This window comes from Microbacterium sp. MYb66, from assembly GCF_002979435.1.
GTDB lineage: Bacteria > Actinomycetota > Actinomycetes > Actinomycetales > Microbacteriaceae > Microbacterium.
On record NZ_PCOV01000010.1, the window covers coordinates 1 to 22,444 of the forward strand.

Annotated in this window: 19 protein-coding genes; 10 read left to right on the forward strand and 9 right to left on the reverse strand. The window is 70.0% G+C overall.

Going from position 1 to position 22,444, the window contains the following annotated elements; translation table 11 throughout:
* Positions 1-149: 149 nt before the first annotated feature.
* Positions 150-923, reverse strand: a complete 774-nt coding sequence (locus CQ045_RS16105) for an IclR family transcriptional regulator (protein ID WP_374955031.1) — start codon at positions 921-923, stop codon at positions 150-152.
* Between the two features lie 52 nt (positions 924-975).
* Here CQ045_RS16105 and hutH point away from each other — a divergent pair, with 52 nt between their 5' ends.
* The 3 genes from hutH to hutI all read left to right on the forward strand — a co-directional run bounded on the left by hutH (position 976) and on the right by hutI (position 5,429).
* Positions 976-2,517 carry a histidine ammonia-lyase gene (gene hutH, locus CQ045_RS16110; protein ID WP_105725551.1) on the forward strand — a complete coding sequence of 514 codons (1,542 nt, stop codon included), beginning with the start codon at positions 976-978 and terminating at the stop codon, positions 2,515-2,517.
* Positions 2,510-4,204 (forward strand): urocanate hydratase, encoded by a 1,695-nt coding sequence (gene hutU, locus CQ045_RS16115; protein ID WP_181156610.1) that lies wholly within the window; start codon positions 2,510-2,512, stop codon positions 4,202-4,204. The genes hutH and hutU overlap by 8 nt, the downstream gene beginning before the upstream one ends.
* A gap of 64 nt (positions 4,205-4,268) precedes the next feature.
* On the forward strand, positions 4,269-5,429 hold the full coding sequence (hutI, locus tag CQ045_RS16120) for an imidazolonepropionase (RefSeq protein ID WP_105725553.1): 1,161 nt from the start codon (positions 4,269-4,271) through the stop codon (positions 5,427-5,429).
* A gap of 16 nt (positions 5,430-5,445) precedes the next feature.
* On the opposite strand, the gene CQ045_RS16125 is transcribed toward hutI, so the two are convergent.
* Together CQ045_RS16125 and CQ045_RS16130 are read right to left on the reverse strand one after the other, a co-directional pair.
* Complete coding sequence (locus tag CQ045_RS16125; protein ID WP_105725555.1) at positions 5,446-6,363, reverse strand: arginase family protein; 918 nt, start codon at positions 6,361-6,363, stop codon at positions 5,446-5,448.
* 1 nt (position 6,364) lies between these two features.
* Positions 6,365-7,642: a DUF445 domain-containing protein gene (locus CQ045_RS16130; RefSeq protein WP_105725557.1), complete on the reverse strand. Its 1,278-nt coding sequence runs from the start codon at positions 7,640-7,642 to the stop codon at positions 6,365-6,367.
* Positions 7,643-7,747: 105 nt separating this feature from the next.
* On the opposite strand from CQ045_RS16130, the gene CQ045_RS16135 reads away from it, so the two are divergent.
* The 6 genes from CQ045_RS16135 (at position 7,748) to CQ045_RS16160 (ending at position 13,928) form a co-directional block, all read left to right on the forward strand.
* Positions 7,748-8,020, forward strand: coding sequence for a metal-sensitive transcriptional regulator (locus CQ045_RS16135; protein ID WP_105725559.1), 273 nt, complete (start codon positions 7,748-7,750; stop codon positions 8,018-8,020).
* Between the two features lie 159 nt (positions 8,021-8,179).
* On the forward strand, positions 8,180-9,340 hold the full coding sequence (locus CQ045_RS16140; RefSeq protein ID WP_105725561.1) for an ABC transporter ATP-binding protein: 1,161 nt from the start codon (positions 8,180-8,182) through the stop codon (positions 9,338-9,340).
* Positions 9,337-10,515, forward strand: coding sequence for a spermidine/putrescine ABC transporter substrate-binding protein (locus tag CQ045_RS16145; RefSeq protein WP_105725563.1), 1,179 nt, complete (start codon positions 9,337-9,339; stop codon positions 10,513-10,515). The genes CQ045_RS16140 and CQ045_RS16145 overlap by 4 nt, the downstream gene beginning before the upstream one ends.
* Entirely contained in the window at positions 10,508-11,392 is an 885-nt protein-coding gene (locus tag CQ045_RS16150; RefSeq protein ID WP_105725565.1) for an ABC transporter permease, read from the forward strand. The genes CQ045_RS16145 and CQ045_RS16150 overlap by 8 nt, the downstream gene beginning before the upstream one ends.
* Positions 11,389-12,264, forward strand: coding sequence for an ABC transporter permease (locus tag CQ045_RS16155; protein WP_219844442.1), 876 nt, complete (start codon positions 11,389-11,391; stop codon positions 12,262-12,264). The genes CQ045_RS16150 and CQ045_RS16155 overlap by 4 nt, the downstream gene beginning before the upstream one ends.
* Positions 12,265-12,266: 2 nt before the next feature.
* Positions 12,267-13,928 carry an amidohydrolase gene (locus tag CQ045_RS16160; protein ID WP_374955032.1) on the forward strand — a complete coding sequence of 554 codons (1,662 nt, stop codon included), beginning with the start codon at positions 12,267-12,269 and terminating at the stop codon, positions 13,926-13,928.
* A 72-nt stretch (positions 13,929-14,000) separates the two neighbouring features.
* Here CQ045_RS16160 and CQ045_RS16165 read toward each other — a convergent pair whose 3' ends face one another.
* Positions 14,001-15,389, reverse strand: coding sequence for an aspartate aminotransferase family protein (locus CQ045_RS16165; protein ID WP_105725568.1), 1,389 nt, complete (start codon positions 15,387-15,389; stop codon positions 14,001-14,003).
* A gap of 14 nt (positions 15,390-15,403) precedes the next feature.
* Positions 15,404-16,888, reverse strand: a complete 1,485-nt coding sequence (locus CQ045_RS16170) for a CoA-acylating methylmalonate-semialdehyde dehydrogenase (protein WP_105725717.1) — start codon at positions 16,886-16,888, stop codon at positions 15,404-15,406.
* Between the two features lie 102 nt (positions 16,889-16,990).
* Here CQ045_RS16170 and CQ045_RS16175 point away from each other — a divergent pair, with 102 nt between their 5' ends.
* Positions 16,991-18,541 carry a PucR family transcriptional regulator ligand-binding domain-containing protein gene (locus CQ045_RS16175; protein ID WP_105725570.1) on the forward strand — a complete coding sequence of 517 codons (1,551 nt, stop codon included), beginning with the start codon at positions 16,991-16,993 and terminating at the stop codon, positions 18,539-18,541.
* A gap of 9 nt (positions 18,542-18,550) precedes the next feature.
* Here CQ045_RS16175 and CQ045_RS16180 read toward each other — a convergent pair whose 3' ends face one another.
* The 4 genes from CQ045_RS16180 to CQ045_RS16195 all read right to left on the reverse strand — a co-directional run bounded on the left by CQ045_RS16180 (position 18,551) and on the right by CQ045_RS16195 (position 22,400).
* Positions 18,551-19,945, reverse strand: a complete 1,395-nt coding sequence (locus tag CQ045_RS16180) for an aspartate aminotransferase family protein (protein ID WP_105725571.1) — start codon at positions 19,943-19,945, stop codon at positions 18,551-18,553.
* Positions 19,942-20,409: an Lrp/AsnC family transcriptional regulator gene (locus CQ045_RS16185; RefSeq protein WP_105725573.1), complete on the reverse strand. Its 468-nt coding sequence runs from the start codon at positions 20,407-20,409 to the stop codon at positions 19,942-19,944. The genes CQ045_RS16180 and CQ045_RS16185 overlap by 4 nt, the downstream gene beginning before the upstream one ends.
* A gap of 75 nt (positions 20,410-20,484) precedes the next feature.
* The gene (locus tag CQ045_RS16190) at positions 20,485-21,645 is read right to left on the reverse strand and encodes an acyl-CoA dehydrogenase family protein (RefSeq protein WP_105725575.1); all 1,161 of its coding nucleotides are present in this window, start codon (positions 21,643-21,645) and stop codon (positions 20,485-20,487) included.
* The gene (locus CQ045_RS16195; protein WP_105725577.1) at positions 21,642-22,400 is read right to left on the reverse strand and encodes an alpha/beta fold hydrolase; all 759 of its coding nucleotides are present in this window, start codon (positions 22,398-22,400) and stop codon (positions 21,642-21,644) included. The genes CQ045_RS16190 and CQ045_RS16195 overlap by 4 nt, the downstream gene beginning before the upstream one ends.
* Positions 22,401-22,444 lie beyond the last annotated feature (44 nt).

A 22,444-nucleotide genomic window follows, 5' to 3' on the forward strand; every position in this document is an offset into this window, starting at 1 on the left:
GAAGCTAAGCCTCACAGCGCCGATGGTACTGCAGGGGGGACCCTGTGGGAGAGTAGGACACCGCCGGACTCCTTTTAAACAAAAGAGCCACCCAATGCTGGGTGGCTCTTTTGCGTTAACACACGTACGTGCTCGAGCGCAGGCGCCGCTCAGCGCTTGAGCCGTGACTCGAGGATCTCCGCGCACTCGCGGACCGCCTCAGCCAGCGCCTCCTCTTCCAGGTCTTCACGCGCCCACGTCACGGCCACAGCTGCCATCGGCCAGCCGGTGTGATCCCGGACGGCGACGCCGACGCTGCGCAGCCCCTCGGCGATCTCGCTGTTCTCCGTGGCATACCCGCGAGCCCTGACCTCACGCAGCAGCTCCCGCAGTTCGCGCGGTGTTCGCGGACCCAGACCTGTGCGGTCGGGGAAGACCGAGGCATCGGGGTACAACGCCCGCACCTGCTCGCGGGGAAGCGCGGCCAGCATCGCGCGGCCGGACGCGGTCAGGTGCGCAGGCAGGCGAACACCGACATCCGTCACGAGGGCGGGCCGTCGCGGCGCTCGCTCCTCCACGATGTACAGCACGTCCCCACCACTCATCACCGCCAGATGTGCGCTTTCCCCCAGTCGGTCCGACAGTGCGGCGACGAGGGGGCGGCCCCGGCGGGCGAGTGGCTGCTGGCGGGCATAGCCTCCAGCCAGTTCGAATGCCGACGTGCCGAGTCCCCATCTCCGCTCCTCCCGAAGGTGCAGCACGAATCCGTACGCGGCGAGCGTGGTGAGCAGGTGGTACACCGTGGACCTGGGCAATTCGAGTTCGCGGGCGATCGCAGAGGCGGCGACCGGTGCAGGGCGGCCGGCGAGGTAGCTCAGGATGCGCAGGGTGTTCTCGGCGGCGGGGACCTGGGCTGCTGTGCCTTTGTCTGGGATCACAGACAAAGCATGTCATGATCGGGTGTCGGCGGCACGCTGTCGGGTGTGGAATCGAGTCATGACTGTTCCTGTCCCCGTGGTCGTCGGTGCCGCCCCGCTGTCTCCCGCTGATGTCGTCGCCGTCGTCCGTCACGATGCCCCGGTGCTGATCGATGCAGATGCCCTCGCCCGCGTCGCGGAAACCCGCCGCGTGATCGACGGTCTCGCCGCGGACCCGCACCCGCACTACGGTGTCTCCACCGGGTTCGGTGCGCTCGCGACCACGTTCATCGCCCCCGACCGGCGCCTCCAGCTGCAGGCCAGCCTGATCCGCTCGCATGCCGCGGGTACCGGGGCCGAGGTCGAGCGCGAGGTGGTCCGCGGCCTCCAGCTCCTTCGTCTGCAGACCCTCGCCTCCGGACGCACGGGCGTCCGCCCGATCGTCGTCGAGACCTACGCAGCATTGCTGAACTCCGGGATCACTCCCGTCGTGCGCGAGTACGGCTCGCTCGGCTGCTCCGGAGACCTCGCTCCCCTCGCACACATCGCCCTCGCGGCCATGGGAGAAGGTAACGTGCGCGATGCATCCGGCACATTGGTCCCCGCCTCCGAAGCCCTCGCCGCCGCGGGTATCGAGCCGCTCACCCTCGTCGAGAAGGAGGGCCTCGCGCTCATCAACGGGACCGACGGCATGCTCGGGATGCTGGTGCTGGCGCTACATGACCTCGAGTCCCTGCTGCTCACCGCCGATCTCGCCGCCGCGATGTCCGTGGAGTCCCAGCTCGGGACCGACGCCGTGTTCGCGGCCGACCTGATGGCGCTCCGCGCCCAGATGGGCCAGGCGGAGTCCGCGGGAAACCTGCGCGCGTTCCTCGCGGACTCCCCGATGGTCGCCAGCCACAAGGGCCCGGACGACGGCCGCGTGCAGGATGCCTACTCGCTGCGCTGCTCGCCCCAGGTGCACGGCGCCGCGCGCGATACGCTCGCCCACGGCGCTTTGATCGCCGGCCGGGAACTCGCCAGCGTCATCGACAACCCCGTCATCACGCGGGACGGGCGCATCGAATCCAACGGCAACTTCCACGGGGCTCCGGTGGCCGCCGTCCTCGATTTCCTCGCGATCTCGGTCGCCGATGTCGCGTCGGTCTCCGAGCGCCGCACGGACCGGGCCCTGGACCCGGCCCGCAGCCACGGGCTCCCGCCCTTCCTCGCCGATGAGGTCGGGGTCGACTCGGGCCTCATGATCGCGCAGTATGCCGCCGCCGGGATCGTCTCCGAGCTCAAGCGGCTCGCGGTGCCGGCCTCCGTCGACTCGATCCCCTCTTCCGCCATGCAGGAGGACCACGTCTCGATGGGATGGGCGGCTGCGCGCAAGCTGCGTCGCGCGATCGACGGACTCGGACGCGTTCTCGCGATCGAGATCCTCACCGGTGCCCGTGCGCTCGACCTGCGTGCCCCGCTGCAGCCGGGACCGGCGACCGGAGCAGTGCGCGACCTCGTCCGCACGGTCGCCGAAGGCCCCGGCCCCGACCGTTTCCTCTCTCCGGAGATGGAAGCCGTCACCGCACTCGTCCAGTCGGGCGACGTCGCCCGCATCGCAAAGGAGCACACTCATGGCTGAGTCCACCGCATCCGACACCACGGCATCCGCCGCTCCCGTGTCCGGACCCCGCGTCGTCCGTGCCGTCCGCGGTAATCAGCGCACCGCCAAGAGCTGGGGCGCTGAAGCCGCCAAGCGCATGCTGATGAACAACCTCGACCCCGAGGTCGCCGAGCACCCCGAAGACCTGGTGGTCTACGGCGGTACCGGAAAGGCCGCGCGGAGCTGGGAGGCGTACGACGCGATCGTCCGGACACTCGACGAGCTCGAACCGGATGAGACCCTGCTGGTGCAGTCCGGCAAGCCGGTCGGCGTCTTCCGAACACACGAGTGGGCGCCACGGGTCCTCATCGCCAACTCCAACCTGGTCGGCGACTGGGCGAACTGGCCGGAGTTCCGTCGTCTCGAAGAGCTCGGACTCATCATGTACGGGCAGATGACCGCGGGGTCGTGGATCTACATCGGCACGCAGGGCATCCTGCAGGGCACGTACGAGACGTTCGCCGCCGTCGCCCGCTCGCTCGGACGTGACTCGCTGCGGGGGACGCTCACCCTCACCGGCGGTGCCGGCGGGATGGGGGGCGCCCAGCCGCTCGCCGTGACCATGAACGACGGGGCGGTGCTGATCGTCGACGTCGACGAGTCCCGTCTCGCCCGACGCGTGGAGCACGGCTACCTCGACGAGTACACGACCGACCTCGATGCCGCGGTGGCCAGAGTCGTCGCCGCGAAGGATGCCGGCGAGGCTCGCTCCGTCGGCGTGGTCGGCAACGCGGCCGAGGTGTTCCCCGAGCTGCTGCGCCGCGGCGTGCCGATCGACATCGTGACCGACCAGACCAGCGCCCACGACCCGCTCGCCTACCTCCCGCTCGGCGTCGCCGTCGCGGACTGGAAGGCCGAGGCCGAGTGCGACGCCGAGGAGTTCACCCGACGCGCGCGCGAGTCGATGGCCGCGCACGTCGCGGCGATGGTGGCGTTCCAGGATGCGGGTGCGGCGGTGTTCGACTACGGCAACTCGATCCGTGCCGAGGCGCAGCTGGGCGGCTTCGCCCGAGCGTTCGAGTTCCCCGGGTTCGTGCCGGCGTACATCCGCCCGCAGTTCGAGGAGGGCCGGGGGCCGTTCCGCTGGGCCGCGCTCTCCGGAGACGCCGAGGACATCCGCAAGACCGATCGAGCGATCGCCGAGCTGTTCCCCGAGGATGCCGCGCTGCACCGGTGGCTGCAGAAGGCGGGGGAGAAGGTGCACTTCGAGGGGCTGCCCGCCCGGATCTGCTGGCTCGGCTACAAGGAGCGGCACCTCGCCGGCCTCAAGTTCAACGAGATGGTCGCCTCGGGCGAGCTGTCGGCGCCGATCGTGATCGGCCGCGATCACCTCGACTCGGGCTCGGTCGCGTCGCCGTACCGCGAGACCGAGGCGATGAAGGACGGCTCCGATGCGATCGCCGACTGGCCGCTGCTGAACGCTCTGCTGAACACGGCATCCGGAGCCTCCTGGGTGTCCCTGCACCACGGTGGCGGCGTCGGCATCGGCCGCTCGATCCACGCCGGTCAGGTCAGCGTCGCCGACGGCAGCGCGCTCGCGGCGGAGAAGCTGGAGCGCGTACTGACGAACGACCCCGGCACCGGCGTCATGCGCCACGTGGATGCCGGCTACGAGCACGCGCGCCAGGTCGCCCGCGATCGCGGCCTCACGGTGCCGATGCTCTGACACACTCGAACCGGTGCCGTGGCGCGATCCCCTCGGCACCGGTCCACCCCGCGGAAGGATGCCGATGCGCACTCTGATCACGAACATCGCCGAACTGACGACCAACGTCGCGGTCGGCGATGACCCCTGCGGGACCATGAACGATGCCGCCGTGCTGATCGAGGGCGAGCTGATCGCCTGGGTCGGCACAACCGAGGGCGCGCCGAGCGCGGACGAAGTGGTCGATGCCGCCGGTCGAGCCGTGATCCCCGGGTTCGTCGACAGCCACAGCCATCTCGTCTTCGCCGGCGACCGCGCTGCCGAGTTCGAGGCGCGCATGGCAGGACAGAAGTACGCCGCCGGGGGCATCCGCTCCACCGTCGCGGCCACCCGAGCGGCGACGGACGACGAGTTGCGCGCGCGTCTGCGGGGGTTCCTCGACGAGATGCTCGCGCAGGGGACCACGACCGTCGAGATCAAGAGCGGCTACGGGCTGAGCGTCGCCGACGAGGAACGCCTTCTTCGACTCGCCGCCGAGGTCACCCCGGAGGTGACGTTCCTCGGCGCGCACGTCGTGCCCGCCGAGTACGCCGATCGGCCGGACGAGTACGTCGATCTCGTCGTGGGACCGATGCTCGACGCCTGCGTCCCGCACGCGAAGTGGATCGACGTCTTCTGCGAGACCGGGGCGTTCACGGTGCCGCAATCGCGCCGGGTCCTGGAGGCGGGGATCGCGCGTGGACTCGCACCGCGCGTGCATGCCAGCCAGCTCGGGCCCGGAGAGGGCGTACACCTGGCGGTCGAGCTGGGTGCGGCATCCATCGACCACGGCACATATCTGACGGAGGCCGACATCGATGCGCTCGCCGGCTCCGACACCGTGCTGACCCTCCTGCCCGGTGTCGAGTTCTCGACCCGGCAGCCGTATCCCGACGCGCGCCGGCTCCTCGACGCGGGCGTCACGGTGGCCCTCGCGTGCGACACGAACCCGGGTTCGAGCTTCACGTCGTCGATGCCGTTCTGCATCGCCGTCGCGGTGCGCGACATGGGGATGACTCCCGCCGAGGCGGTGTGGGCGGCCACCGCCGGCGGTGCCAGGGCGCTGCGCCGCGACGACGTCGGTGTGATCGCCCCCGGCGCGCGTGCCGACCTCGTGCTGTTGGACGCACCGACCCGCATCCACCTCGCCTACCGGCCGGGTGTGCCTCTCGTCCGGGCCGTCTGGAAGGACGGCGCCTCGGTCTGACCCGACCCTCTGCGTCTCAGTGCCGGAGCGCCAGGCCGGCGAGCAGCTCCAGCACGCAGAGCGCTGCGAGCCGGATCGTACGAGCATCGTCGGCGTCGGCCGTCGCGTCGACCTCTGCGAGATCGGCGCTCACCACGCGTGCATCCGTCGCCACGGCGCGCGTGAGGGCTCGCAGCTCCCACGCCTGGAGGCCGCCGGGGACGCTCGCCGGGCAGCCGGGCGCGACGGAGCGATCGCAGACGTCGACGTCGATGTCGAGGTGGATGCGCGGATCCGCCCCGGCACCCGCGATCTCGAGGGACTCCGCGACCACATCGTCGATACCGCGGCGGCGCACGTCGTCGAGCGTGATGACGCGGATTCCCCAGTCGGCTGCGCGCTGCGCATAGGCGGCGGAGTTCGCGAAGTCGGCGATGCCGATCTGCACGATCCGCGTCGGGTCGATCCGGCTGGTGCTCAGCGTCGACGCGGCGGGGACGTCTTCGACGAGGCGGCGCACGGGCGTGCCGTTCGAGACCCCGTCGCGCAGGTCGAAGTGCGCATCGAAGGTGATCAGCCCCGTGGCCCGGGCGCCGAGCGCCACCGGGTAGGTCAGCGAGTTGTCGCCACCGAGAGCGATCACGAGCCCCGTCGCCTCGGCGAGCTCGTGCACCCGGGCGATGACCCTCGCCTCGCCGGTCGCGCCGTCGGGGTCTGTCACATCACCGGCATCCGCGATCCGCAGCCGTTCGTTCAGATCGAGCGCGGGCGCGCCCATCAGCGTCGTCCCGTAGCGGGGGAGAGCTTCGCGGATGGCCGCCGGCGTCGCGTGCGCCCCCGTCGGGGAGAGCGAGGTGCGCCAGGTCGGCACGCCCAGCAGCACGGCATCCGCCGCACCGAGGAAGGCGGGCCAGGCGCCGGCGCGCGGCCAGAGCGGGTCATGGGAGAGCGGCATGTCAGACTCCGGGGATCAGGGCGTGGGCGATGGAGAAGATGGCGAGACCCGCCAGCGCTCCGACGAAGGTGCCGTTCAGACGGATGTACTGCAGGTCGCGGCCGACCATGAGCTCGATCTTCTCGGTGGTCTCGACCGGGTCCCAGCGCTCGACGGTGTCGGTGATGATCGAGGCGATGTCGTGGCGGTAGCGGTCGACGAGGAAGACCGCCGCGTCGGACACCCAGGTGTCCACCCGATGCTGCAGCGCGGCATCCGTCGTCAGGCGTTCGCCGACCTCCTGCAAGGCCTGCACGGCGCGGCGGCGCAGACCGCTCTCGGGATCGGCGAGGGCGGTGAGCAGACCGTTCTTCGCGGTGTTCCACGCCTCCGCGGCGAGAGCTCCGACCCGAGGGCTGTCGAACAGTGAGGCCTTCGCGTTCTCGAGCTTCGCGCGCGTCGCCGGGTCGTTCTGCAGACTGTCGGCGAGCCGACCGAGGTACCCGTCGATCGCGATCCGCGCCGGATGCCGGGGGTCGGCCTGCACCGCACGGACGAACTTGACCGCCTCGTGGTACACGGTGTCGTCGACGAAGCGATGGGCCAGCTTCGGCACCCAGCCCGGGAGACGCCGCGAGACGAGCCCGGTGAACGACTCGGCGTTCGCGTCGAGCCATCGACCGATGCTGTCCACAGCGAGGTCGACGGCACCGTGGTGCGCATCGGCCTCGACGATCTTCTCGAGCCAGGCGCCGGCGGGCGGACCCCATTCCGGCGTCACCAGGTGCTCGCGGGCGAGGTCTGTGATGAGATCGCGGACGTCGTCGTCACTCAGCGCGTTGAGGATGGCGGTCGCGATGGTCGCGCCTTCCGCGCCGACGCGCTCGGCGTGAGGGGCCTCGCGCAGCCACTCGCCCGCGCGCAGCGCGATGTGCGTGGTCGACAGTTTGGTGCGCACGACTTCCGCCTCGAGGAAGTTCGTCTCGACGAACTCGCCGAGCGTGCGCCCGATCTCGTCCTTGCGGCTCGGGATGATCGCGGTGTGCGGGATGGGCAGCCCGAGGGGGTGGCGGAAGAGCGCAGTCACCGCGAACCAGTCTGCGAGTGCACCCACCATGCCGCCCTCGGCCGCCGCGCGGACGTAGCTCAACCAGCCGACCCGCTCCTGGAAGGCGAAGGCGAACACGAACACGACGGCCATGAACACCAGCGCTCCGAGGGCGACGGCCTTCATGCGTCGGAGCGCGCGGAGGCGCTCCTGGTCGGCGGGCGAGAGCTGCGTCATCGGTGTTCGCGGCATGACGTCATCCTTTCACGCTGCCGCCCGGTCGGACCCGACGGCGCGATGGGCGCTGTCTCGGCGCTCAGACAGCCCGACGGCCGGCGGGGCGAGTACCCTCGAGACGTGATCGAAGACATAAAGAAGCGTGCTCTGCACCGCACCAGCATCCTCGAGGGTCAGATGCGCGGTGTCGCGCGGATGATCGAGAACGAGGAGTACTGCATGGACATCATCACGCAGTCCCGCGCGATCCAGCGTTCGTTGGAGTCCCTCAACAGGCTGCTGCTGGAGAACCATCTGCAGACGCACGTCACGCACATGTTCGAGGCGGGCGGCGAAGAGCGTGAGAAGGCCGTCGTGGAACTGCTCAAGGCATTCGACTTCGACCGCAAGTAGCGGCTCCGGCTTCCTGAACCAATCAGCGCCAATCGGTCGTGCATTTCCGGATTCGCAACGGATATCGTCGCGAATCGATCGAGGGACTTCCGATTTCGCTATACCTGACGCCCTTCCTGTGACAGACTCGCGGCAAGCGAATCTCAATGGGGAGGCTCCATGCCCGACACCACCCGAACGTCGACGGCGACGCTCGACACACCCACCGCCCCCGGTGCCGTCCGCATCGACGGCGTGACCAAGCGGTACGGCAGCGCCACGGCGGTCGACGACCTGAGTCTCGACGTGCAACCAGGGGAGTTCCTCTCCCTCCTCGGCCCTTCCGGATGTGGGAAGACCACCACCCTCCGCATGATCGCGGGCTTCGAGTACCCGGATGCCGGGGACATCCTCATCTCCGGGCGCAGCGTCTTGAACCTCCCGCCCTACCGGCGCGAGGTCAACACCGTCTTCCAGGCCTATGCGCTGTTCCCGCACCTCACGGTCGCCGAGAACGTCGCATACGGACTGCAGCAGCGGCGGGTCCCGAAGGCCGAGCAGCGAGAGCGCGTGAGCGAGGCTCTCGACATGGTGCAGCTGCGCGCGTTCGCGGATCGCAAGCCGACCCAGCTCTCCGGCGGTCAGCAGCAGCGCATCGCCCTGTCGCGGGCGCTCATCAACCGACCCGGCGTGCTCCTGCTCGACGAACCTCTGGCGGCGCTGGACCGGCAGCTGCGCGAGGAGATGCAGCTCGAGCTGAAGCTGCTGCAGGCCAGGCTCGGCACGACCTTCGTCTTCGTCACGCACGATCAGGCCGAGGCCCTGTCGATGAGCGATCGGATCGCGGTGATGCGCGCGGGGCGGATCGAGCAGCTCGATGCGCCGGCAGCGATCTACGCCGAGCCCGCGTCGGCGTACGTCGCCTCGTTCATCGGGCAGCAGAACTTCGTGCACGGCACGGTGCGTGCGGAGGGTGACGCGGTCGACACCGCGATCGGCACGATCTCCGGGCGTTGGGGCGGCGAGCGGGTCGCACCCGGTCAGCCTGCGGTCGCCGCGATCCGGCCGGAGTACGTCCGGCTGGAACAGGGCGACGGCGCGGGGGTCCGGGGACGGGTGCTCGGCGTCTCGCATCTCGGCGAGACGCTGCAGGTCGCGGTCCGCATCGGGGAGGACGCCACGTTCCTCTCGCGGATGCCCGCACCGTCCGCGCCACCGGTGGGCGTCGACGACGAGGTCCGGTGCGTCTGGAGCCCGGCGGATGCGCGACTGTTCGCCGCCGAGGGTATCCCGACCACCGCGACCCACGTGATCACCCTGCCCAAGGACGGCAGCCTGTGACGGGGAGGTCTCCGGTGCGCGTGCTCGCGCACCGGAGCGCCGCGCGGGTGATCCGCACCGAGCTGACCCGGCGCGGCTTCCTCGCCACCGCGATCCTGGCGGGCGGCGCCGTCGTGCTCAGCGCGTGCGCACCGGGGAAGAACGCCGCGGCGGTGCACGCCGAGGGAGGTCCGCTCGAGGACAAGCTCTCGATCTACAGCTGGGGCGACTACGACGCCCCCGAGGTGCTCGAGCAGTTCACCGCCGAGAGCGGACCGCGCATCGTGCTCGACGCCTTCAACTCGAACGAGGAGCTCATCGCCAAGCTGGTCGCGGCGCGCGGCACCTCCGGCTACGACATCGTGGTGCCGACCGGGGTGTTCGTCGGGCCGATGGCCGAGAACGGGCTCCTGCAGAAGTTCAACCTCGATCTGCTGCCGAACATGAAGCACGTGGCGCCGGAGTTCCGCGGACGCTCCTGGGATCCCGGCAACGAGTACTCGGTCTGCAAGGCCTGGGGGACCACCGGGTTCGTGTACGACAAGCGCGTCATCTCCCGCGAACTGACGACGTGGAACGACTTCATCGACGCCGCGCAGAACGAGGCGTCCGGTTCGACCTCGGTGCTCGACGACCCTGCACCGCTCCTCGGCATCTACTTCTGGGCGAACGGCATCGACTGGACGACCACCGACCCCGACGACCTCGACGCGGTCGAGAGGTTCCTGGTGAAGGACCTGGCTCCGCATGTCTCGGCGTTCGACTCCTACCCCGGCGGCTCGTCGATCCCGCAGGCCTCCCATGCGCTCCTGCAGTCGTACAACGGCGACGCGCGGCTGGGCATCTTCGAATCCGACGATCCGGATCGCTGGCAGTGGGTGCTGGGGAGTCCGGCGACGGAACTGTGGATGGACAACTGGGCGATCGCCGCCGGTGCACCGCACCCCGAGGCCGCGCACGCGTTCATCGACTTCGTGCTGCAGCCGGACGTGCAGCTCGCCCAGGTCGACTACATCGGCTACGACACCGGCATCTCCGGCATCCGCGAGGAGGCGGAGGCGGCAGGACTGGAGCGGCTCGACATGGTGTTCTTCGACGAGGAGCAGGTGGCCACGATGCACGAGGGCAAGCTGACGGATGCGCAGGACCGCGTGGTCGCCATCTGGAACTCGATGAAGGCGGCCGCCGGTGCCTAAGCTCAAGTTCGGTCTCGCGATCCCCGCCTGGGTGTGGCTGATCATCTTCTTCGTCGCGCCGATCGGGATGGTCGTGGTGTTCAGCTTCGGCTACAAGCCGAGCATCTTCGCCACGCACGCACTCGATCATCTGTCGTTCGACCGCTACCTCGAGGCGCTGTCGCCCACCTTCTTCAGCACGTTCCTGAACACCCTGTGGATCGGCATCCTCGGCACGCTGCTGTGCCTGGTGATCGGCGGCCCCGTCGCCTACTGGATCGCGGTGAAGGCGCCGCCCTCGAAGCGCGGACTGCTGCTCGCACTCGTGATGGTGCCGTTCTGGACGAACTTCCTCGTCCGCACGATCGGCTGGCAGGTGATCCTCGCGCCGGAAGGCTGGCTGTCGCAGCTGCTGCAGGGCATCGGGGTCATCCCCGGCCCTCTCGACCTCCTCTATTCGCGCGGCGCGGTGCTGCTCGGCGTCGTCTACAACTATCTGCCGCTGATGATCCTGCCGCTCTTCGTCGCGTTCGACCGGGTGTCGGGGCCGCTGCGGGAGGCCAGCAAGGACCTCGGCGCGAACAGCGTGACGACCTTCCTCCGAGTGACCGTGCCGCTGGCGCGGCCGGGCATCATCGCCGGAGTGCTCCTCGTCTACATCCCGCTCATGGGCGACTACATCACCGCCACCGTCCTGGGCGGCGCGAAGGGGAACATGATCGGGCAGGTGGTGGCGAGCCAGTTCCAGACCGCGCAGAACTGGGCACTCGGCTCCGCGATGGCCGTGCTGCTGATCATCGTCATCATGCTCTCGATCGCGGTGGCGGCAGGACTCCTCTGGCTCGTGACGCTACCGCTGAGGCAACGCAACCGACTCGTCCTGGGGGAGGGATCATGACCGACACGAAGACCACTGCACCGGCGCCGCGCGTGCGCCGAGGGGGCGGACGCTTCCTGCTCCCGATCTGGGCGGGGCTGGTGTTCCTCTTCCTGTTCCTGCCGATCCTCGTGATCATCGTCTACTCCTTCAACGTCGGGCGGCTGCTGGTGTCGTGGGACCACTTCGGGTTCGACTCGTTCCTCGCGATCGTGAACAGGCCGGCGATCCGAGACGCCGTGCTCGTGTCGGTCCGCACCGGTCTGCTCGCCGCGCTGCTCGCGACGGTGCTCGGCACGCTCGCGGGCATCGCGATGGCCCGCAACCCCGGGAAGTGGGTGTGGTGGTTCCTCGGACTGCTGCTCCTCGTCTCGGTCACGCCGGAGATCGTGGATGCCGTCGCGCTGCTGCCGTGGCTGGTCTTCCTCGGACAGGATGCCGGGATCGGAATCTTCAACGACGGCACGATGAGGCTCGTGGTCGGGCAGTCGCTGTTCTCCATCGCGATCGTGTCGTACATCGTGCGGGCGCGTCTGGTGGGACTGGACTCTCGCCTGGAAGAGGCCTCGGCCGACCTCTATGCACCTCCCGCGCGCACCTTCCTCAAGGTCACGCTCCCGCTCGCGATGCCGGCCGTGCTCGCCGGGTTCCTGCTCTCGTTCACCCTGAGCCTCGACAACACGGTCGTGTCGGCATTCGTGCAGGTCTCGGGCACGACGCCCTGGCCGGTGTACGTGCTCAGCGCGCTGCGCAGCGGCCTGCGTCCGGAGATCGCCGCGGTGTCGACGATCATGCTCGTGCTCACGCTGCTCGCCCTCGCCCTGGTGGCCGTGGTGCTCAAGAGGGCCGGGGACTCGGCGACCGAGATCGCCCGCACGATGGCAGGAGGATGAGCGTGGGATACGCAGACCTGGTCTTCACCGGCGGTGCGCGGGGCGGGCGGGTGTTCCTCGCAGATGCCGCACGCTCCACCGCGCATGCCGTGGCGGTGACCGACGGCCGCATCAGTGCGGTCGGGCACGACGTCTCGGCGTTGATCGGCCCGGACACCGAGGTCGTCGACCTGGCGGGCGGGCTGCTGGTGCCCGGCTTCCAGGACGCCCATGTGCATCCGGTGTGGGGCGGGCTCGACATGCTGCGGTGCGACCTGTCGGCGCTGGCGACCCGCGAGGAGTACCTCGACCGGATCGCCCGGTATGCGGGCGAGCATCCGGACGACGAGTGGATCCTCGGCGGTGGCTGGCAGATGTCGGCATTCCCGGGCGGCACACCGACCGCCGCGGACCTCGACACCGTGCTGCCCGACCGCCCGGCTTTCCTCCCCAACCGGGACGGACACGGCGCGTGGGTCAACTCCCGGGCGCTCGCCCTCGCCGGCATCACGCGCGACACCGCGGACCCCGTCGACGGTCGGATCGAGCGCGATGCGACCGGGGCTCCGAGCGGCACGCTGCACGAGGGCGCCATGGGGCTGGTCAACAGCCTCCTCCCGCCGGAGCAACCCGAGCGGCTGGTCGAGGCACTTCTGCAGGGCCAGCGGTACCTGCACTCCTACGGCGTGACGGGCTGGCAGGACGCGATCGTCGGCACGGAATACGGCGATGCGGGCGATCCGCTCCCGGCCTACCTGACCGCGGCCGCATCCGGCGCACTCACCGGACGGGTCGTGGGCTCGCTGTGGTGGGACCGTTCACGGGGCCTGGAGCAGATCGACGACATCGTGCGCCGCCGGGACGAGAGTACGGCCGGACGATTCCGCGCCCGCAGCGTGAAGATCATGCAGGACGGCGTCGCCGAGAACTTCACCGCCGCGATGCTCGAGCCGTACTGCGACGGGCACGGCCATCCGCGCGAGGACTCCGGCATCTCGTTCGTCGAACCCGAGCTGCTCAAAGAGGCGGCGACCCGGCTCGACTCCCTCGGGTTCACACTGCACTTCCACGCGATCGGCGACCGTGCGGTGCGGGAATGCCTGGATGCCGTCGAGGCCGCGCTCCGACACAACGGGCCACGCGGGAACCGGCACCACATCTCCCACATCCAGGTCGTGCACCCCGACGACATCCCGCGGTTCCGCGCTCTCGACGTCACCGCGAACATGCAGATGCTGTGGGCGACGCTGGAGCCGCAGATGGTCGACCTCACCATCCCGTTCCTCGGGACGACGCGCAGCGCCTGGCAGTATCCGTTCGGCGACCTGCTGCGCTCCGGCGCCGCGCTCGCCGCGGGGAGCGACTGGTCCGTGAGCACGCCCAACCCGCTCGCCGCGATCCATGTCGCCGTGAATCGCCGGTCTGCTCCGACGGAGTGGGAGGGTGACTACGAGCCCTTCCTCCCGGAGCAGTCGATCGATCTCGCCACCGCGCTCGTCGCGTACACCGCGGGCTCGGCGCGAGTGAACCACCTCGACGACACCGGCACGATCGCCGTCGGGATGCGGGCCGACTTCGCCCTGCTCGACCGCGATCCCTTCGAGCATCCGGCGGAGGAGATCGGGCTGACCGAAGTGCGCGGCACCTGGGTCGAGGGACAACGGGTGTACGACGCTGCGGAGTGAGCCGCGGAACGACCCCGAACGCACGAAACCCCGACGACATCGCGTCGCCGGGGTTTCGTGCCTGTGCTCGTGTCAGCTCGCGGCAGCCTCGTCGGCCACGGAGAGCGCGTCGTCGAGCACGCCGAGTCCGCGCACCAGGTCTTCTTCGCTGATCACCAGCGGCGGAGCCACGTGCATGCGGTTGAAGTGCGTGAACGGCCAGACCCCGGCCTTCTTGGCGGCCGCGGCGAAGGCGCCCATGGGGGCGGCATCCGGACCGGATGCGTTGAACGGCACGAGCGGCTCGCGCGTCTCTCGGTCGCGCACCAGCTCGATCGCCCAGAACAGTCCGAGGCCGCGCACGTCACCGACGCTCGGGTGCTTCTCCGCCCAGCCGCGCACCGTCGGCTCGACGATGCGCTCGCCCAGGTCGCGCACGCGCTCCAGGATGCCGTCGCGTCGGAACACCTCGAACGTCGCGACACCCGCAGCGCAGGCGAGCGGGTGCCCGGAGTAGGTCAGTCCGCCGGCGAACGGCATCGTGTCGAAGGCGCTCGCGATGCGCTCGGAGATCACCACGCCGCCCAGCGGCACGTACCCCGAGTTCACGCCCTTCGCGAAGGTGATCAGGTCGGGCCGCGCGTCGAACGCGTCGATGCCGAACCACTCGCCGAGCCGGCCGAAGCCCACCATGACCTCGTCGGCGATGTACACGATGCCGTAGCGGTCGCACAGTTCGCGCACACCCTGCAGGTAGCCGGGCGGCGGCACCAGCACTCCGTTGGTTCCGACGACCGTCTCGATGATGATCGCCGCGATGGTCTGCGGCCCCTCGAGCTGGATCGTCTGCTCCAGGTGCGCGAGCGCCCGCTCGGACTCCTGCTCGGGCGTCTCGGCGTGGAACGGCGAGCGGTACAGGTACGGCCCGAAGAAGCGCACGGCACCGGAGTCGACGGTGTCGTTCGCCCAGCGGCGCGGGTCGCCCGTGAGCGAGATCGCGGTCGAGGTGGAGCCGTGGTAGCTGCGGTACATCGACAGCACCTTGCGTCGGCCGGTGAACTGGCGGGCCATGCGCACCGCATACTCGTTCGCCTCGGCGCCGCCGTTGGTGAAGAAGACCTTCTCCAGGCCCTCCGGTGCGACCTCGGCGATCAGACGCGCGAGCTCGCCGCGCACGTCGTTCGCGATCGACGGCTGGATGGTGGCCAGGCGACCCGCCTGCTGCTGGATGGCGGCCACGAGGTCCGGATGCTGGTGCCCCAGGTTCAGGTTCACGAGCTGGCTGGAGAAGTCGAGGTACGCGTTGCCCTGATAGTCCCAGAACGTGGATCCGTCGCCCGCCGCGACGGGCAGCGGATCGATCAGGCCCTGCGCGCTCCAGGAGTGGAACACGTGCGCGCGGTCGTCCGCGCGCACCTGCGCCTCGGCCTCGGGGGCGGGGAGCGGGTGCGGGTCGCCGTGCCGGTCGGTGAAGTTCGTCATCGTCGTCGCTCCTGTCAGTGGTTGCTCGGGAAGCCCAGGTCGATCTGGGAGGGGGTGTGGTCGGGCCAGCGGGTCGTGACGACCTTGGAGCGCGTGTAGAAGTGCACGGACTCGGGGCCGTAGATGTGTGAATCGCCGAACAGCGAGTCCTTCCAGCCGCCGAACGAGTATGCGCCGATCGGCACCGGGATCGGCACGTTGACGCCGACCATGCCGACCTCGATGTCGAACTCGTACTGCCGCGCCGTGCCGCCGTCGCGCGTGAAGATCGCGGTGCCGTTGCCGTAGGCGTTCGCGTTCACGAGAGCCACCGCGTCGGCGTAGGTCTCGACGCGCACGACCGACAGCACCGGGCCGAAGATCTCGTCGTCGTAGACCTTCATTCCGGGGGCGACCCGATCGATCAGGCTGACTCCGAGGAAGAAGCCCTCGGAGTCGAACTCCTTCCGCGTGCCGTCGACGACGACGCTCGCGCCCTCGGCCGCTGCCCCCGTCACGTACGAGGCGACCTTGTCGCGGTGCTCGCGGGTGATGAGCGGCCCCATCTCGCTTGCGGCATCCGTTCCCGCGCCGATCGTGAGGCCGCCGATGCGGTCGGCGATGGCCGTGACGAGGTCGTCGGCGATGTCGCCCACCGCGACCAGCACCGAGACGGCCATGCAGCGCTCGCCGGCGGAGCCGTAGGCGGCGGAGACCGCGGCGTCGGCGGCCGCATCGATGTCGGCGTCGGGCATCACGACCATGTGGTTCTTCGCGCCGCCGAGCGCCTGCACCCGCTTGCCCGCCGCGGACGCCCGCTGGTAGATCGAGCGGGCGATGGGGGTGGAGCCGACGAAGCTGACGGCGTTCACCCGCGGTGACTCCAGGAGCGCGTCGACGGCCTCCTTGTCGCCGTTGACGACGTTGAGCACGCCGTCCGGCAGCCCCGCCTCCTGGAAGAGCTTCGCGAGCCACACGGATGCCGACGGATCCTTCTCGCTCGGCTTGAGCACGACCGTGTTGCCACAGGCGATCGCCGAGGCCACCATCCACAGGGGTACCATGACCGGGAAGTTGAACGGCGTGATCGCGGCGACGACGCCCACGGGCTGTTTGACCGAATGCACGTCGACGCCGCGGGACACCTGCTCGCTGCGCTCGCCCTTGAGCAGGTGCACGAGTCCGGCCGCGAACTCGACGTTCTCGATGCCGCGCGACACCTCGCCGGCCGCGTCCGAGAGCACCTTGCCGTGCTCGGAGGTGACGATCGCGGCGAGCTCGGGGGTGCGCTCCTTGAGCAGTTGGCGCAGGCGGAAGAAGACGTCGGCGCGCTTGATCAGGCTCGTCTCGCGCCAGGCGGGGAGGGCGGCCGCGGCCGCGGCGATCGCGGCGTCGACCTCGGCGGTCGAGGCGAAGGCGACCTGCTTCGACACCTGCCCCGTGGCGGGGTCGAAGACCTGACCGGTGCGGGCCGCTTCGGCGGTCTCCGCACCGTTGATGACGTGACGGACGATGTCCACGATGTTCCTCCGACTGCTGAAGATTGCGTCATCGAACACACTGACTGAGTGTTCGCTACGCTGATACTCCTCAATGATCACAGAGCGGACGGGCGGCGCGTGATGTCAGAACGTCAGGACTTCGACAGGAATCGGACAGATCGTCCGGTTCCGGATGCGCTCCTCACGGTCGCCGATGTGATCGAGATGCCGTCGCTGCGAGCCGGCGATCCGGAGGTGATCGTGGGCGGGGCGGCACTGCGCGGCGAGGTGCGCTGGGCGCACGTGTCCGACAGCGCGGGGGTCGCCCGTCTGCTCGACGGCGGTGAGCTCCTGCTCACGACCGGCGCCGGGTGGCCGGACGACCCCGACGCGTTGCGAGAGCTGATACGCGGCCTTCACGATGCCGGCGTGGCGGGCGTCGTCATCGAACTGGGGGAGCAGCACCCCCGGATTCCGGATGCCGTCGCCGAGGTGTGCCACGAGGTCGATCTCGCCCTCGTCGCCCTCACCCGGGAGGTCAAGTTCGTCGCGGTCACCGAGGCGGTGCACCGTGCATTGATCGCCGCGCAGACGGATGCGCTGCGGGAGAGGCAGCGCCTCCACGAGCTGTTCACGGCCCTCAGCCTGCGCGGGGCGCCGGCAGACGTCGTCGTCGCGGAGACCGCGCGGGTCCTCGGTGCGCCCGTCGTGCTGGAGAACCTGGCCGGAGAGCTGATCGCGGTGGAGGGGCTGCGGAGGCCGGTGGCGGGTGTGCTGGCCGAGCGGCGCGACGGCGCGACCCGCGACGAGGTGCCGGTGCAGGCCCGCGGGGTGCGCTGGGGAAGCCTGATGGCCCTCGCGGGTCCTGCGCACCCGGCCGGGCGGGTCACCGTGCTCGAGCAGGGGGCGACGGCGCTCGCCTTCGGCTGTCTCGCCGACGGCGGCGACGCCGAATGGACACTGCTCGCCCAGCGCGGAGTGATCGACGACCTGCTCGGCGCTCGGTTCGCGAGCGTCGACGACATCACCGCTCGGCTGCAGGCCGGGGGATTCCCGGTTGCGGGCCGGTACGTGTACGGCCTGGTCCTCGGCGGCGACGGCACGATCGACGGCATCGTGGATCGAGCGCGCGACCGCGGCGTCGCCGCGATCTCCGGTCGCATCGGCGCCGCCGACGTCGCGCTGCTGTCGACCGCCCGAGCGGACACGCTCTCTGACGAGGTCGTCGCCGGCATCGCCGGGGCCGGCCGCACGGCGTTCCTCGGCCCGGCGGCGGAAGGCGTCCTCGAACTCCTCGCATCCGTCGGCGCGGCTGTCGACCTGGCGGAGGGGATCGGCGACGCGGGCGGACCGCGGGTGCGGCGAGTCGACGACCGCCCCCTCGAAAGGCTGGTGTCGTCGCTGCGCGATGACCACCGCCTGCACGCGCACAGCGAGCGGATGCTGGCACCGCTCGCCCGATACGACCGGGAGCGTCGCGGTGACCTCCTCGATGTGCTCGCCGCGCTCGTGGCTCACCCCGGCAACCGGTCGGCCGCGGCCGCGGCCAGCCACCTGTCGCGTTCGGTGTTCTACCAGCGCCTCACGCTGATCTCGGACCTGCTCGACGCCGACCTCGATGACGGGGAGACGCTCGCCGCACTCCACCTCGCGCTGCTCGCGCGTCGACGGAGCGCGGTGCCCACCCGGTGACGGCCGCGGCTAGAGGACGGACTGCGCGCGGGACAGCACATCCCGCAGGATCTGCTCGATCTCGCGGAACTCCGAAGGGCCGACCGTGAGCGGCGGCGCGAGCTGGATGACGGGGTCGCCGCGGTCGTCGGCGCGGCAGTACAGCCCGGCCTCGAACAGGGCGGGGGAGAGGAAGCCGCGCAGCAGCCGCTCGGACTCGGCGTCGTCGAAGGTCTCCTTCGTCGCCTTGTCCTTCACGAGTTCGATGCCGAAGAAGTATCCGTCGCCGCGGACGTCTCCGACCAGCGGCAGGTCGAGGAGCTTCTCGAGCTCGGCACGGAAGAGCGGGGAGTTCTCCCGCACGTGCGCGTTGAGCCCCTCCTCGTCGAAGATCGCGAGGTTCTCCAGAGCGACGGCGGCCGACACCGGATGTCCGCCGAACGTGTAGCCGTGCGGGAACGACACGTCACCGTGGGAGAACGGCTCGTAGACGCGGTCGCTGACGATCGTGGCGCCGATCGGGGAGTAGCCGCTCGTCATGCCCTTGGCGCACGTGATCATGTCGGGCACGTAGCCGAGGCCGGTGCACGCGAAGGTGTGACCGAGGCGGCCGAAGGCGCAGATGACCTCGTCCGACACGAGCAGGACGTCATGGCGGTCGCAGATCTCGCGAACCCGGGCGAAGTATCCGGGCGGGGGCGGGAAGCAGCCGCCGGAGTTCTGCACGGGCTCGAGGAACACCGCGGCGACCGTGTCGGCCCCTTCGAACAGGATCATCTCCTCGATGCGGTCGGCGGCCCAGCGGCCGAAGGCCTCGAGGTCGTCGGAGGGGCCGCCCATCTCGGCCGCGCGGTAGAAGTTCGTGTTGGGCACGCGGAACCCGCCGGGAGTGACCGGCTCGAACATCGACTTCATCGCCGGGATGCCGGTGATCGCCAGAGCGCCCTGCGGGGTGCCGTGGTAGGCCACGGCGCGTGAGATGACCTTGTGCTTGGCGGGCTTGCCCTGGAGCTTCCAGTAGTGCTTCGCCAGCTTGAACGCGGTCTCGACCGCCTCGCCGCCACCCGTGGAGAAGAAGACGCGGTTCAGGTCGCCCGGCGCTTCGTCCGCGAGGCGGTCCGCCAGCTCGATGGCCGCCGGATGCGCGTACGACCAGAGCGGGAAGAACGACAGCTCGGATGCCTGCGCCGCTGCGGCCTCGGCGAGCCGTCGCCGACCGTGGCCGGCGTTCACGACGAACAGACCGGCGAGGCCGTCGAAGTACTCCTTGCCCTTCGCGTCCCAGATCCGGTGCCCGTCGCCCTTGACGATGATGGGCACGCCCGACTCGGCCATCGTGGACTGCCGGGTGAAGTGCATCCAGAGATGGTCCTTCGCCATCTTCTGCAGCGCGGACTCCGACGGGATGGTGCGTGCGGTGCTCATCTGGTCCCCCAGTTGTAGAGCTGCTTCTGCAGCTTGGCGTAGATGAAGGTCTCGGTGGAGAGGACGCCGTCGATGGGGCGGATGACGTCGTTGATGAGTGCGAGCAGGTCGTCGTCGTCCTCGCAGACGACCTCGGCGAGCACATCGAAGGAGCCCACGGTGATCACGACGTAGTCGACCGCTTCGATCGCGGCGATGGCCTCGGCGACGCGGCGAGCATCGCCGGACACCCGGACGCCGATCATGGCCTGGCGGTGGAAGCCCAGCTGCATCGGATCGGTGACCGCCACGATCTGCATGACGCCGGAGTCGGTCAGCTTCTGCACGCGTTGGCGCACGGCGGCCTCGCTCATCCCGACCGTGCGGCCGATGTCGGAATACGAGCGACGGCCGTCTTCCTGGAGCAATTCGATGATCGTCTTCGAGACCGCATCGAGCGGCGGATGCTTCTTCACCGGACTCATGGTGCGATCCTCGCACTCGACGAGGCTTCCGGCAACCGATTTCGCAGATTCGAGCGGCTCAGTCGGCGGAAATGCTCAGGACTCGAGCGGGCCGAGCCATGCGCTCGCCGCGGTCGCGTGTGCGGACTCGGGGTCGGACGGATGGAACGCGCCTGCCAGGACGTCGCGGTACAGCCGGGACAGCTCGTTGGCGGAGAAGTAGGAGCCGCCGCCCGCGACCAGCATCGCTTCGTCCACCACGTGCTTGGCCATCGTGATCGCCCGGTGCTTGACGCCGGAGAGCAGCGGGAACCAGCGCGTGCCGTGGTCGACGCGGTCGTCCACCTCGCGGGCGAGCGCGGCGATCTGCGGCGGGAGCGCGTCGTAGGCGATGGCCATGTCGGCGATCCGCCAGCGGATGTCGGAGTCCTGACTGTAGGCGAGGCCGGTCTTCTTGGAGTGCCGCTTCTTCGCGGTCTCGACCGCGAGCTCCAGGGCGCGCCGGGCGATGCCGGTGTAGACGGAGGCGAGGAGGATCTCGAACACCGAGAAGATCCCGAACACGATCGGGTCAGGGCTGGGGCCGGGATCGATGCGCCGCACCACGTGGGCGGCATCCGCCGCGGCACCGTCGAGCCGCGTCGTGCGGCTCTGGGTTCCGCGCATCCCGAGCGTGTCCCAGTCGTCGGAGGTGGCGACGGCATCCGTCCGCTCGACGAACGCGAACACCAGCTTCGGGGCGTCGGCGCTCGTCGTGTCGAGGCCGTGCAGACCGAGCCGCGTCCAGACCGGGGCGAGCGACGTGAAGATCTTGGTCCCCGTGAACGCGTAGCCGCCGTCGCCGTCGGGCACCGCCGTGGTGTCGCTGCCGAAGAGCACCAGGTCGTTGCCTCGTTCGCTGATGCCGAAGGCGAAGACCTCGCCCGCGACCGCGCCGTCCTGCACGAACTCCAGTCCGGCAACGCCGCGGTCGGAGAAGACCTTCGCGACGCCGGTCCAGACCAGGTGCATGTTGATGGCCAGCGCTGTCGCCGGGGCCGCCCCCGCCAGGCGCTGCTGCAGGATCGCGGCTTCGGCGAGGCCGAGACCCGCGCCTCCGCGCTCGGTCGGCACGAGGATCGACAGGTAGCCGGCCGCACGCAGCTCGTCGAGATCCTGCTGGGGGAACGTGTTCTCACGGTCGTGAATAGGCGCGCGTTCGCGGATGCGGTCGAGGAGATCATCCGGGAGGAAGTCGGTGGGATCGAACGTGCTCATGCCAGTGCCTCCAGAAGCTGACGGATGGATTCCTCCGGGCGATCGCGGTGCAGGGAGTGGCCTGCGCCCTCGACGACCGACATCGTGATCAGCGGGTTCGCGGCGAGCACCTCGTCCGCCAGCTCGCCGGTGAAGATGCTGTAGACCGCCGGGTCGGCCCCGATGACGTGCGTGGGGACGGTGAGGCGCGCGGCATGGGCGCGCACGTCCCACGGCTGATTCTGAGCGCTCGTCTGCTCCACCGCCCATGCGCTCGCGCGCAGCACGGCATCGATCTTGAGCTCCTGGTCCTGCGGGTGCCAGTGCGGATGCTCCTGCTGCACGACCTCGAGCCTGGTGTCGGCGAAGGCGCGCTCCTGGCTCTTGCGGACGATCGTCGCATCCCGTCCGCCGACGTGGATCGCGGGATCGATGAGCACGAGACGCCGGGTCCACTGCGGAGCGGATGCCGCCGCGACGGTGCTGGACGCCCCGCCGAGGGAATGCCCGATGACCGCGTCCCACGCCCCGCCGTCCTCCGGGAGCGTGGCGGCGAGGTCGGCGCCGTACGCATCGACCGTGTAGTCGAGGGAGCGCGGGGCATCGCCGTGACCGCGGAGATCGACGGCGGTCGCATGCCACCCTGCCGAGGCGAGGGCATCGCCGACGCGCCACATCAGTGCGCCGGAGGAGCCGAGACCGTGAACCAGAAGAGCTCGTCGCGACGCCGACGGTGAACCCCAGGAGATGCGGGGCAGGGTGAGCGGTGCAGGCATGGCACCAGCCTACGACCGGGCGAGCGCGGTGGTCCGTGCCTGCG

Excerpts from the sequence above, each read along its gene's own strand:
- hutH (WP_105725551.1), top strand. The coding sequence starts at position 976 with ATGACTGTTCCTGTCCCCGTGGTCGTCGGTGCCGCCCCGCTGTCTCCC.
- hutU (WP_181156610.1), top strand. The coding sequence starts at position 2,510 with ATGGCTGAGTCCACCGCATCCGACACCACGGCATCCGCCGCTCCCGTG.
- hutI (WP_105725553.1), top strand. The coding sequence starts at position 4,269 with ATGCGCACTCTGATCACGAACATCGCCGAACTGACGACCAACGTCGCG.
- CQ045_RS16125 (WP_105725555.1), bottom strand. The coding sequence starts at position 6,363 with ATGCCGCTCTCCCATGACCCGCTCTGGCCGCGCGCCGGCGCCTGGCCC.
- CQ045_RS16130 (WP_105725557.1), bottom strand. The coding sequence starts at position 7,642 with ATGCCGCGAACACCGATGACGCAGCTCTCGCCCGCCGACCAGGAGCGC.
- CQ045_RS16140 (WP_105725561.1), top strand. The coding sequence starts at position 8,180 with ATGCCCGACACCACCCGAACGTCGACGGCGACGCTCGACACACCCACC.
- CQ045_RS16155 (WP_219844442.1), top strand. The coding sequence starts at position 11,389 with ATGACCGACACGAAGACCACTGCACCGGCGCCGCGCGTGCGCCGAGGG.
- CQ045_RS16165 (WP_105725568.1), bottom strand. The coding sequence starts at position 15,389 with ATGACGAACTTCACCGACCGGCACGGCGACCCGCACCCGCTCCCCGCC.
- CQ045_RS16175 (WP_105725570.1), top strand. The coding sequence starts at position 16,991 with ATGTCAGAACGTCAGGACTTCGACAGGAATCGGACAGATCGTCCGGTT.
- CQ045_RS16180 (WP_105725571.1), bottom strand. The coding sequence starts at position 19,945 with ATGAGCACCGCACGCACCATCCCGTCGGAGTCCGCGCTGCAGAAGATG.
- CQ045_RS16185 (WP_105725573.1), bottom strand. The coding sequence starts at position 20,409 with ATGAGTCCGGTGAAGAAGCATCCGCCGCTCGATGCGGTCTCGAAGACG.
- CQ045_RS16190 (WP_105725575.1), bottom strand. The coding sequence starts at position 21,645 with ATGAGCACGTTCGATCCCACCGACTTCCTCCCGGATGATCTCCTCGAC.
- CQ045_RS16195 (WP_105725577.1), bottom strand. The coding sequence starts at position 22,400 with ATGCCTGCACCGCTCACCCTGCCCCGCATCTCCTGGGGTTCACCGTCG.